The organism is Carnobacterium inhibens subsp. inhibens DSM 13024, from assembly GCF_000746825.1.
GTDB classification, from domain to species: Bacteria; Bacillota; Bacilli; order Lactobacillales; family Carnobacteriaceae; genus Carnobacterium_B; species Carnobacterium_B inhibens.
The window spans coordinates 99,678-112,477 of the sequence record NZ_JQIV01000006.1; the positions used below are offsets into that span (position 1 = coordinate 99,678).

Sequence of the window (12,800 nt, forward strand, 5' to 3'; positions counted from 1 at the left end):
TTTTCTAGGATTATTTGCGATAATGTGTAAGAAGTCATTTATTTTTGAGTTGATTCTATTCATCAAATAGAATAGTAAAGATAGAAGAAAGGAACTTTTTAATGAGTGAAAGAAAAGTGACTGAAGTTTTAAAAAATTGTATACAAATGAAAAAGAACCATCGTAGTGCTTTAAAAAATAAATCAAAGTTGGTGTTGCATTCTTTAGCAAAAAATAAAAAAAGACAACAACAAATTTTAGATTTGAATCAGGAAGTGGCAAACGAAATGAAATCAAATGAAGTCAAGAAAAGAGAAGAAGAACTTCTTCAACAAGCCAAACAAGAAGCGCAGGATCTTTTGACATTTACATTTCATGAATCAGAGAAAATGTATCAGGAGGTTCAAAGAGAAATTGTAACAGTCAAAGAAGAAATTTTAGTAGAAAAAAAACAAGCTATTGATCAATTGAATGAAGAAAAACAAAAAGCTGAAAAAATTACGCAACTAGCTGAAAATAATGCAGATGAACTAATTACTTCAGCAAACAAGAAATTGAATCAAATAGAAGAGGAACTCTCAGTGAAAAAAGTGACTTATCAAATAGAAATAGACAGAGAATTAGAGAAACTTGTAAAAGAAAAAGAATGGTTTGAACAGTATCAGAAACAAGTACAAGATTCCATTGAAAGAAAAGAAAAAGAGCTGTTTTATAAAAATCGAAAAAAAATTGAACAAGAACAAGCAGAAAAAGCAACCTTGCAGAATAAAATCGATTATTTAAAAGCCTTAAATACCAAACGCAAAATAAAATCTTATCGTATAGGCCTTATTATTTTTGGGTGTACCGTAGTCATGAGTGTCTTGATTTCAATGTTTAGGTATTCTACGCCAATAATACCTTTTATTATTGCATGTTTAGCTTTTCTATTGGTTTATATCAACTTAGTAGATGGAAAAAATGAACAAGAAATTAAAGAAATCGGATTTCAAAACGCTTCTTTAATTGAAAAAAATAAAATGCTGACCGAAACAATAGAAGACTTGGAAAAAGATATAAAAAAATTGACTGAAGAAAAGATAGAAATTGAACGAACGAAGCGTCAATCACAAGATAATATTGAGTTTTTAAAAATCATGCAAGCTGATTTGAAAGAATCTGAAATTCATCGTAGAATATTGGAATCTGAGAATGCAGCATTAAGAAAATATTTGGTTAGTGAAGAACCAGGTACTCAATTTAATGACTTCGTCTAAAAAAGAAGTGAGATGATTTTTGATAGGAGGAAAGCTAAAAAATGATTAAGTTATCACCTTTTGAACAAGTTCAAGAATTTCATGAAGTTTTTGATAAGCCCGGGAAAAGTAAACCACAAGCTTTAACTCCAGAAGAGGCGATTAAACGAGCAAATTTTACAACAGAAGAAGTAATAGAATTTTTATATGCCAGTGTAAAAGGCGATATAACGCAATTTGATGAAGTAATTTTAGAATGGAAAAATGCTGCGGAAGAATCAATAGTCAAAATAAAAAATGAACAAAAAGAAGTTCAAAGCCGATTAATTGGACAAGTAGATGCATTAACGGATGCGAATTATTTTAACTATGGTTCTTTTGTACTGATGGGGATCGATCCTGATCCTATTTTTTCAATTGTTCATCAAGCAAATATGGGAAAGCTTTTTCCAGATGGCAAACCACGATATAGAAAAACAGATGGAAAAGTAATGAAACCAGCTAATTGGGAAAATGATTTTGCTCCCGAACCCAAGATTCATGCAGAAATAGAGCGACAAATAAATAAGGCAAATGAGGAATGTTAAAAATGAAAACCGTTAAACAAATGATACAAGAAACAGAAATGAGTAAAGCTTATTATCAAGCCGTTTTTGGGATTGAGAAAGAAGGATTGAGAGTAAACGATAGCGGTCAACTAGCTGTAACAGACCATTCAAAAAAATTTGGGAATAGAACTTATCACCCTTACATTCAAACAGACTACAGTGAATCGCAATTAGAATTAATTACTCCTCCGTTAAATTCTATCCAAGAGAGTTACAATTGGTTAACGGCTCTACATGATGTTGTACTCCAAACGTTACCTGAAGATGAAGCCATATGGCCGATAAGCATGCCCATGGTTTTGCCAGATGAAAAAGATATTTCTGTTGCTAAATTAGACAATAAAGCTGATGTTCTCTATAGAGAAACATTGACTCGCAAATATGGTAAAAAGAAACAAATGATTAGCGGAGTGCATTACAATTTTGAATTGGATAGTCAATTGATTCTCCGATTATATGAAAGCCAAACAGAATATACAACTCTAACGTCGTTTAAATCAATGATATATCTAAAATTAGCAAAAAATTTCCTTCGTTATAGATGGTTATTAACGTATTTATTGGGAGCATCTCCTATAGTAGATGAATCCTTTTTTACAAGTCAGGAGCTTCCAAAGAAATATGTAAGAAGTATTCGAAGTAGTCATTACGGATACGTCAACCAATCAGAAGTATCTGTCTCATTTGAAACGATTGAAGATTATGTTCAAAGTTTACAAAATATGGTAGCAAAAGGTTTCTTATCTGAAGAAAAAGAATTTTACTCAGCTGTTCGTTTTCGAGGAACCAAAGATGCTGAAGAATTGTTAACAAAAGGGATTTCGTATCTTGAATTAAGAAGTTTTGACTTGGATCCTTTTGATTCAGCCGGTATGTCAAAAGGAACGATGGAATTTGTACATCTTTTTTGTTTGTATATGATATGGATGGATGAAACTGCTACTATGAAAGAAATTGAAATTGGGGAAGAAATGAGCCAATTGACAGCTATGGAAAATCCAGTATCCGTTTCTCAATTTCAAGAAGAAGGATTAGAGCTTTTGAAACAAATGGAAAACATGATTCATTTGACTACTGATTCTGAAGCAGCCTCTCGTTGTCTTCAAGAAGTTAGAAACCAATTAAAGAATCCTACTCTAACAATAGCTGCGCGTATGGTGCAGGAAATAGAAGAAAAAGGATCATATATTGAATTTGCATTAGAATTAGCTAAGCAGTATAAAGATGAAGCGACTAAAAGGCCGTATAATTTAAGAGGATTTGATTATTTAGAAATGTCCACTCAGTTATTAATTTTTGATGCTTTACAAAAAGGAGTCCAAGTAGAAGTTTTAGATAGTCAAGATCAATTTTTAAAACTAACCATGGGACAACATGTTGAATTTGTTAAGAATGGAAATATGACAGCAAAAGATTCTTATATTGCTCCTCTTATTATGGAGAATAAAACCGTTACGAAAAAGATACTAGACTCTGCAGGTTTTCATGTTCCGGCAGGCGAAGAGTATACGACAATCGATGAAGCAAAATCAGCATTTTGGCGTTATAAAAATAAGTCTGTTGTTGTTAAGCCTAAGTCGACTAATTATGGTTTAGGAATTTCTATTTTTAAACAAACACCTGTAAAAAATGATTATGAACAAGCCATTGAAATAGCCTTTAAGGAAGATATTGCTGTACTTGTTGAAGAGTACATTTCGGGAACGGAATACCGTTTCTTTGTGTTAGATGGTAAAGTTCCGGCCATTTTATTGCGAATACCTGCTAATGTTGTGGGGGATGGACAAAAAACGATCAAAGAATTAGTCCAAGATAAAAATAAAGATCCATTACGTGGTGAAGAAAAGCACCGTTCGCCACTTGAGAAAATCGCTTTAGGAGAAATAGAACAATTGATGTTAAAAGGACAAGGATACACAATTGAAAGCATACCTGAAAAAGATAAAAGGGTTTATTTAAGAGAAAATTCTAATATCAGTACTGGTGGAGACTCAATTGATGTAACCGATGAGATTGATGAAAGTTATAAAAAAGCAGCGATTCGTATGACTGAAACGATTGGAGCTAAAATTAGCGGAATAGATTTAATTATTCCAGATCCGACTATTCCAAGTGAAAATGAACAGCATGGATACACAGTGATAGAAGCGAATTTCAATCCGGCTATGCATATGCATGCCTATGTATATAAAGGAAAAGGTCGACGGTTAACGATGGATGTACTAAACATGCTGTTTCCAGAATTAAACGAAGATGTTTCTAGTACAGGTAAGACTCATTAACAAAAAATAAGAGTCTTGTTGAATAGATAAAAAAGTGATAAAATTTAGTAATTGTTAGTTTGAACAAATAAGGGAGGACTAAATTAGAATGGAAAAAATGTATTTTGATCATGCTGCAACTAGTCCTGTTCACCCAGAAGCTATTGAAGTGGTTTATGAAGCAATGAAAAATCATTATGGTAATGCATCAAGCATTCATAATTATGGAAGAGACAGCCGTCGCATTGTAGATAATGCTCGGGTTGTTTTTGCTAAAAGTATAGGTGCTAAACCAAATGAAATTATTATTACTAGCGGTGGTACAGAATCAGATAATACAGCAATTATTGAAACAGCCTTAAAAAGACAACAAGAGGGTAAACATATTATTACGTCAATGGTAGAGCATCATGCTGTTTTGAGACCAATGGAATATTTAGAAACACTTGGATTTGAAGTGACTTATTTGCCGGTTGATGAAAAAGGGCAAGTTGATCCCAATCTGGTTAGAGCAAATTTAAGACCAGACACCATTTTAGTCTCAATCATGTATGCAAATAACGAGGTAGGAACTGTAATGGATATAGCTGAAATTGGCGCTGTCATTGATGAAAATGAATCAACAGCATACTTTCACACAGATGCTGTTCAAGCTTATGGAACAGAAGATATCGATGTTAAAAGAGACCATATTGATCTGCTTTCTGTTTCAGGACATAAAATCAATGGTCCTAAAGGAATTGGCTTTCTTTATGTCAATGAAACGATTCATTTACCAAGTTTTATGCTAGGTGGAGAACAAGAAAAAAAACACCGAGCTGGAACAGAAAATATTCCTGCCATTTCCGGTTTACAAAAAGCAGTTGAAATCAGTCAGCTTAACCGAGAAGAACGCAAAGTGCAGTATCATGAGTTACGCACTCAATTGATTGAACAATTAACTCAATCAGGTATAGAATTTGAACTAAATGGAAATAAAGAAAACCAATTAGAACATATCATGAGTCTATGGATCAAGCATGTTTCTTCAGAGCAGTTATTAATGAGTTTAGATTTAGCCGGCATAGCTGTTTCAGCCGGTTCAGCATGTACGGCTGGAAATATTGACCCAAGTCATGTCTTACTTGCTATGTATGGAGAAAAAAGTCCTATTGTTGGAGAAACGATCCGTGTGAGCTTTGGGCTTGGAACTACATCTGAACAAATCACTTATTTAGCTGAACAACTGATAAAAATTAGTTTAAGGTTGAAGAGATAAAATAGAAAAAAAGAGCTTGAGTTAGATAGGTTCCTTTTAGAGTAGACCAACTATTTTTAGAGTCTGCTTAACAGGTTTACTTCAGCTATCTAGCTCTTTTTTTATAGATAAGGATATAGTGACTATGTTATAGTAGAAAATGAAAAGGGTTACGATTAAGAAGAGAAGTGAGGGAACGGTATGGCATTTGAAAAGAAAGCAACTTTACAAGGATCAACTGAATCGTTTAAAGTGAATCCCAATGCAAAAAAATATACATTAAGAGATAATGGATTTGAAGAAACGACTAAAGGGAATTTTCAATTTACTCGAACGATGGATGCTGATCCAACGAATAAACAAAGTGTAAAATTAAAAATTGTAGTTACTGATGATTTAGCACAACTAAAAATTTCGACAACAACAGGTAATGGATTGCGAACAGTTAACATCTACAATGGAGCTGCCTATGCAGCTATTCGCGAAAAAGTAGATTTCACTTTTCATGACCTTATTGAATGTGGAGTATTAGAAAAAGTATAAAAATGATAAAATTTTAAATTAATTAGCAATAGGAGAGGTACTTCATGAAGATGAATTCGTCTCCTATTTGGGTTGAGCGACTTGATTTCTGACTAAAAGTTAGTATAATGATAAAGACTGGAAAAATGCGACCTTCAAATCGTAAAGATTTTCAGAATCTATTTGAAATGATGGTGATGTAATGAAAGACAATAGCAAGACTCGTGTTGTAGTCGGCATGAGTGGAGGCGTTGATTCATCCGTTACAGCTTTATTGTTAAAACAACAAGGCTATGATGTGGTGGGTATTTTTATGAAAAACTGGGATGATACAGATGAGTTTGGTATGTGTACAGCGACGGAAGATTATAATGATGTTGCGCTAGTAGCTAATCAAATTGGAATTCCATATTATTCTATTAACTTTGAAAAACAATATTGGGATAAAGTTTTTACCTACTTTTTAGAAGAGTATAAAAAAGGCCGTACGCCTAACCCAGATGTTATGTGTAATAAAGAAATCAAATTTAAAGCTTTCTTAGATTACGCTATCGAACTAGGCGCAGATTATGTGGCTACTGGACATTACGCTCAAGTAGAACGAGATGAAAATGGCGTTACTCATATGTTAAGAGGCGTAGATAACAATAAAGATCAAACTTACTTCTTAAATCAATTATCGCAAGAACAATTGGCTAAAACGTTATTTCCTCTTGGCGGCATGCAAAAGCCAGAAGTACGTAGAATCGCTGAAGAAGCAGGATTAGCTACTGCTAAGAAAAAAGACTCTACAGGTGTTTGCTTTATTGGAGAACGTGATTTCAAAAAATTCTTAATGACTTATTTACCGGCACAACCAGGTAAAATGATGACAGTAGATGGGGAAATAAAAGGGCAACATGATGGATTGATGTATTACACTATCGGCCAACGTCAAGGGTTAGGTATTGGCGGCGGAGGCAAATCAAGTGATCCTTGGTTTGTTATTGGGAAAGATCTAGAAACCAATACGTTGTATGTAGGACAAGGTTTTAATCATGAATGGCTGCTTGCTACTCATTTAGAAGCTTCTGACCTTCATTTTACAATAAATGAAGAAAAACCTCGTTCATTTAAATGTACAGCTAAATTCCGTTACCGCCAAGCTGATACCGGTGTTACGGTTCACTTGAACGAAGATGGAACAGCAGCTACTGTTGAATTTGACGAACCAGTACGCGCAATCACTCCTGGACAAGCAGTTGTTTTTTATGACGGCATGGAATGTTTAGGCGGCGGTACGATTGATGCAGCTTACAACGAAACAAGAGAATTGCAATACGTTTAAAAAAATCATTGATTTCAAAAAAGCTAGGGCTTGCCCTAGCTTTTTTGTTGTACATAGGAAAGAAATAAAACAAAGGCATCAATCAGTAGAATCCAATGGGATTTTGGTGTAAAATAATAGAAGTTGCAAAAAGGAGGAAGTAAGTATGGAACGAAACCATAAAGCTTTTCAGTTATGGGAACAAGGCGAATTTAATCAAGCCATTCAATTACTTATGGAAGAAATCAATGATAATCCTGACAATAGTGACAGTTATTATAATTTAGCAACCATGTTTATTTTAGGTCATAAATATGATGATGCAAAAGCAATACTAGAAACGGCAATTGAAAAGTATCCTAACGATTCCATTTTCATTTATGCGTTTGGAAACCTTTATTATGAATTAGAGAACTATCAAGTTTCATTAAACTATTTTGAACAAGTAACCCAATTCCAAGAGACTCCGTTAAAAAAAGACGCTATGGTGATGATTGGACAAAATTATTTAGCCTTAGATCAATCAAAGAAAGCCTTGGTTTATTTTTTGAGTGCGTATGAAGAAGATAAATTGGATATGACGTTAATTTTATTAATAGGCAATACATTAATGCAAGTCGGCTCATTCCAAGAAGCCAAAAAGTACTTTGAGTTAAGCATGGAACAAGCTCCGCAAAATGATGAAGCTTGGTTTAAAAGAGGAGTAGTCGGAATGGTTTTAGAAGAAGATCTCAATATTTTTCAATCATTCTTTAATAAATCAAAAGAGTTGAATCCAAGTAGATATGAAGAGCGAATCCAACAGCTAACAGCTATAGAAAGTATAGTGAAGAACCAAAAAGATGTCGAATAGTTAAAAACCAATTAAGATAGAAAGGATGGATGAGAAAATTGGCTTTACAAGAGAATCTAGATTTGTTTGAAAAAGAACCACCTTATTTTGTAGGGCAAGTTGTTGCAATTTTCTATCAGAATCCGACAAACTTTTATAAAGTATTGCTGACACGAGTCATTGAGACAAATAGTTCTTTTACAGAAAAAGAAATTGTCATTACGGGTAACTTTGGACAAATCCAAGAAGAAGAAAACTATCGCTTTTTTGGTCAATTGATTGAGCATCCTAAATTCGGTATGCAGTTTAATGCAGAACGTTATCGACAAGAAAAACCAACTTCTGCTGAAGGTGTGATTGCTTATCTTTCAAGTGATAAATTTCCAGGGATCGGAAAAAAAACAGCTGAAACGATCGTTGATCTTCTAGGGGAAGATGCGATTGATCAAATTAATGCAGACGAGACCGTCTTAGCTAAAATACCTGGATTAAATAGTAAGAAGAGAGAAGTAATCGTTGATACTATCCGTTCAAGTAATGGAATGGAGAAAATAATTATTGGGTTAAATGATTTTGGCTTCGGAAGTCGATTAGCTTATACGATTTACCAAACGTATCAAGAAGAGACTTTAGAAGTTATCCAAGAGAATCCTTATCGCTTAATAGAAGATGTTGAAAATGTAGGATTTAAAAAAGCAGATGCGATCGCAGAGAACCTTGGTTTTGCAGCGGATTCTCCAGGACGTATTCAAGCGGGAATCTTATTTTCATTAAATGAGTTGTGTCTTAGTGAAGGCAATACGTATACATTAGCAGAGCCTTTATTAAGAGAAACGATAAAAGTATTAGAAGAAAGCCGGTCATTTATTATTGAACCGGATCTAGTAGCAAAAGAATTACTAAAATTGATTGAAGAAAATAAACTGATTGAAGATAATCATAAGCTGTATATTAATTCATTGTATGCTGCAGAATGGGGTATCGCTACTTCTGTCAAACGTTTGATGGAAAATAGTGAAAAAATTCAATATTCTGGTCATAATATCAAAAAAGAAATACGTAAAATGGAAAAAAGATTGGGAATCCAATATGGGCAATCACAAGTAGAAGCCATTGAAGAAGCTCTCATTTCACCATTATTCATTTTAACTGGTGGTCCAGGAACCGGAAAAACAACCGTATTGAATGGAATCGTAAATTTATTCGCAGAACTAAACGGTTTGTCTCTAGAAATTGAAGATTACCACGATAAGATTTTTCCTATTCTTTTAGCTGCACCAACAGGGCGTGCAGCTAAAAGAATGAATGAGTCTACTGGACTGCCCAGTAGCACGATCCATCGACTCCTTGGGTTGAATGGTCAAGAAAAACCAAGCGCTGAACTTTCTGATCGTGAACTAGAGGGTGGATTGTTGATCGTTGATGAAATGTCAATGGTTGACACGTGGTTAGCTAATCAATTGTTAAGAGCTGTACCACAAAATATGCAAGTTATATTTGTTGGGGATAAAGATCAGTTGCCTTCTGTTGGACCAGGACAGGTTTTGCATGATCTTATTCATGCAAAACAAATTCCTAGCAGAGAATTAACCGAAATCTATCGTCAAGATGATGGTTCGTCAATTATTTCTTTAGCTCATGCAATAAAAGAAGGTAAATTACCTGCAGATTTTACTAAGAATAAAAAAGATCGTTCTTTTTTTCAATGCAATACTTATCAAATTGAACCTGTCATCCGCCAGGTAGTGGAAAGAGCTAAGGATAAAGGGTTCACTGCTCAAGACATTCAAGTTTTAGCACCTATGTATAGAGGACCGGCTGGAATAGATGCCTTGAATAAAATGATGCAAGAAATATTTAATCCAAATCCTTCAGGCAGACGAAAAGAAGTCAAATTTAATGACAAAAATTATCGGATTGGAGATAAAGTCTTACAATTGGTGAATTATCCAGAGATGAATGTCTTTAATGGCGACATGGGAGAAATCACTGGTATCAATTTAGCGAAAGAAACCGAAGACAAAGTGGATGAGATCGTTATTCAATTTGATGCAAATGAAGTCGTCTATAAACGAAATGAATGGATAAAAATCACGTTAGCCTATTGTTGTTCAATTCATAAATCGCAAGGTTCGGAGTTCAAAATGGTTATCTTACCAATGGTACAAAACTATCATCGGATGTTAAGACGTGACTTGCTATACACTGCCATTACAAGAAGTAGTGAGTTGCTTATTCTATGTGGTGAACCGAACGCTTTTGAAGAAAGTGTAAGCAAATCATCAGCTACTAGACTAACAACATTAGCAGAGCGGTTACTAGGTGATGAGCTGCTACCTAGAGAAAGTAATGCAGAACCTGTTGGTATTAAAGAAGCTACGGCAATAGAAACAAAGACGTCTACTAATGACGCTGATTCTACCCAGTTGTCTTTGATAGAAGATAAAAAAGAACCAAAAAATTACAAACTAACAATTGAAATGATCCAATCTAATGCTATCGACCCAATGATCGGCATGGAAGGAATCGTACCGCATAACTAAAAAAACGTTCCAGAAGAATTCACTTCTGAAACGTTTTTTTAATGGTGGTCGGCTTAATGCCAAAAATAACGAGAACTGGTGTGAAGGGTAAAATCGATTGACTGATACGTCAATTCTTCGCCATCTGCATTTGAATCAATTGTTCGAGTTGTTTTAAGTGAGAGTGTTTTTGATTGTGAGTAATAAACATCTTTATGATTGAGGTGTTTTTCTCCAGTAATCATCAAACTGAATAGATAAAGAATTTTCAAAAATGGAAGTTTGGGTAAAATAATCAAATCTAATTTACCATCTACTTGAGATGCTTTAGGTGAAACAGGAATACCTCCGCCAAAATAAGGGTGATTGTTTACAATAACTAAAAAAGCATCCTCAAATTGTTTCTTTTTGCCATCAATTATAATAGTCAGGGGAAAAGAAGCTTGTTTGAAAAAAACTTGAATGAAACAAGCAAGGTAAACAAGTGAATTCAATCCGATTTTATTTAAAAATGGTTTAGAAGGAGAGTGATTAGCTTTTTTGACAATTGCCGCATCAAAACCGATCCCAACATTGTTTACGGCATAGCCTGTACTATTTTGATGATGATCAAGGTATTGAAGGACATCTATTTTCTTTGGCTGATCAGCAGCTAAAATTTGCTCTAGCGCTTTTACAGGATTTTTTGGTATGCCGTTGCCACGCGCAAAATCGTTTCCGGAACCCGAAGGAATATAGCCCAATGGAAGATGAGCAAATTCTTCTCCTAAACCTAAGAAGGCTTCGTGTAAAGTACCATCTCCTCCGATTATAATGATTAATTGGGACAAGGCTGGATTTTGAGTTATTTTTTGTGCTAAAGAATGAACTAATTTAATGGTATGCCCAGGATAAACTGACTTATATAATTCAATTGAGAGGCGTTTATTTGTTAACGTTTGGATCACTTGTTGACTGATTTTTTTTCCTCTTCCTGAACCTGAACATTCGTTTATAACAAGGTGATAGTGTTCTATTGTAGACATGAGTACTCCTTTGAATGGCATTTGTATTATTTGGGTCAATTTCCATTATAAACCAAATAAAAATTAAATTTTCAGAAAATTTATGAGAAAATAGTAAAAGTCTGCTATAACGTAGCTTGAAGTGTTAGAATAAACAAGGATTTTGTTTCATGTTGTAGGAAGGATGAACGTTTTGAAGAAAAAATTAATGTCAAATAAATATACATTAGGTGCAATTGATATTTTGTACATAGTCGTAGGCTCTTTCATTGCTGCTGTTTCTTTTAACGCGTTCTTGTTGCCTAATTTAATTGTTTCGGGCGGCATCAGTGGAGTAAGTATGATTACAAGCAATGTGTTCAATTGGGATCCTTCTATTGTCCAGTTAGCTTTTAATATTCCTTTGCTTTTGATTTGTTTCATTTTCTTTGGAAAAGAAGCTGGCTACAAAACAATTTTAGGAAGTTTGATTTTGCCAGCTTTTATAGGCATGCTTGATTTTATGGAACCATGGACCGATACGCCTTTGTTGGCTGCTTTATTTGGAGGGATTGTTACAGGAATTGGATTAGGTATAGTCTTCAGAGCTAAAGCTTCAACTGGAGGCACTAGTATTGTGGCTCAAGTGATACATGAGTATCTAAAATTGCCATTAGGTATGAGTATGGCATTGATTGATGGTTTAGTCATTGTAGGTGCATTACTTGTTTTTGATGGAGAAGTTGTTATGTATTCTATCATTTCACTTTTTGTGATCAGTCGTACGATTGACGTTGTTCAAGTTGGGTTTAATCATTCTAAGAATGTTATGATTATTTCTGAATACCCTTCTGAAGTAAAACAAGCCATATTTGACACGGTGAATCGTGGAGTGACCAACTTGGGTATTAAAGGCGGCTATGGAAATTCAGATAAAGAAATGTTGATGTGTGTCGTTGCTGAACAAGAATTTACTCTTTTAAAAGACACGATTTTAGATGTAGATGAAAATGCCTTTGTGGTTGCTATGAGTGCAAGTGAAGTATGGGGCCGTGGTTTTACACTTGCTAAAGAGAAGCCAATTGTTTAAAGGTTTCCAGAGGAAATATTCGTTTAATAGATTGACAATTTAGATAACTTCTCCTATACTTTAAACGTACTAAGGATAAATTCATTTGATCTCTTGTTTAAAGAAAAGTTTTCCTAGGCTGAAAGAAAACTAACAATATTAAATCAATGCTCCCTTATTGAAATAGTAGAAATACTATCGTTTCTCACGTTATCGAGACTTAAGAGGTAATGAACGGTCGAATGA

10 protein-coding genes are annotated in these 12,800 nt (G+C 34.2%); 9 read left to right on the forward strand and 1 reads right to left on the reverse strand.

Annotation, left to right across the window (positions count from 1 at the left end; all coding sequences use genetic code 11):
* Positions 1-101: 101 nt before the first annotated feature.
* The 8 genes from BR65_RS01705 (at position 102) to recD2 (ending at position 10,523) form a co-directional block, all read left to right on the forward strand.
* Positions 102-1,235: a hypothetical protein gene (locus tag BR65_RS01705; RefSeq protein WP_034536442.1), complete on the forward strand. Its 1,134-nt coding sequence runs from the start codon at positions 102-104 to the stop codon at positions 1,233-1,235.
* Positions 1,236-1,276: 41 nt separating this feature from the next.
* Entirely contained in the window at positions 1,277-1,801 is a 525-nt protein-coding gene (locus BR65_RS01710) for a pyrophosphohydrolase domain-containing protein (RefSeq protein ID WP_034536444.1), read from the forward strand.
* Positions 1,802-1,803: 2 nt separating this feature from the next.
* The gene (gene gshAB / locus BR65_RS01715) at positions 1,804-4,104 is read left to right on the forward strand and encodes a bifunctional glutamate--cysteine ligase GshA/glutathione synthetase GshB (protein WP_034536445.1); all 2,301 of its coding nucleotides are present in this window, start codon (positions 1,804-1,806) and stop codon (positions 4,102-4,104) included.
* Between the two features lie 88 nt (positions 4,105-4,192).
* Complete coding sequence (locus tag BR65_RS01720; protein WP_034536446.1) at positions 4,193-5,341, forward strand: cysteine desulfurase family protein; 1,149 nt, start codon at positions 4,193-4,195, stop codon at positions 5,339-5,341.
* 180 nt (positions 5,342-5,521) lie between these two features.
* Positions 5,522-5,863 carry a cysteine desulfurase gene (locus BR65_RS01725; RefSeq protein WP_034536447.1) on the forward strand — a complete coding sequence of 114 codons (342 nt, stop codon included), beginning with the start codon at positions 5,522-5,524 and terminating at the stop codon, positions 5,861-5,863.
* Between the two features lie 181 nt (positions 5,864-6,044).
* Positions 6,045-7,169, forward strand: a complete 1,125-nt coding sequence (gene mnmA / locus BR65_RS01730; protein ID WP_034536448.1) for a tRNA 2-thiouridine(34) synthase MnmA — start codon at positions 6,045-6,047, stop codon at positions 7,167-7,169.
* A gap of 145 nt (positions 7,170-7,314) precedes the next feature.
* A complete protein-coding gene (locus tag BR65_RS01735) occupies positions 7,315-8,001 on the forward strand; it encodes a tetratricopeptide repeat protein (RefSeq protein WP_034536449.1) in 687 nt (228 codons plus the stop codon).
* A 62-nt stretch (positions 8,002-8,063) separates the two neighbouring features.
* Positions 8,064-10,523 carry an SF1B family DNA helicase RecD2 gene (gene recD2 / locus BR65_RS01740; RefSeq protein WP_034538571.1) on the forward strand — a complete coding sequence of 820 codons (2,460 nt, stop codon included), beginning with the start codon at positions 8,064-8,066 and terminating at the stop codon, positions 10,521-10,523.
* A gap of 53 nt (positions 10,524-10,576) precedes the next feature.
* On the opposite strand, the gene BR65_RS01745 is transcribed toward recD2, so the two are convergent.
* A complete protein-coding gene (locus BR65_RS01745) occupies positions 10,577-11,527 on the reverse strand; it encodes a diacylglycerol/lipid kinase family protein (protein WP_023177489.1) in 951 nt (316 codons plus the stop codon).
* 163 nt (positions 11,528-11,690) lie between these two features.
* Here BR65_RS01745 and BR65_RS01750 point away from each other — a divergent pair, with 163 nt between their 5' ends.
* Positions 11,691-12,575, forward strand: a complete 885-nt coding sequence (locus BR65_RS01750; protein WP_244877140.1) for a YitT family protein — start codon at positions 11,691-11,693, stop codon at positions 12,573-12,575.
* Positions 12,576-12,800 lie beyond the last annotated feature (225 nt).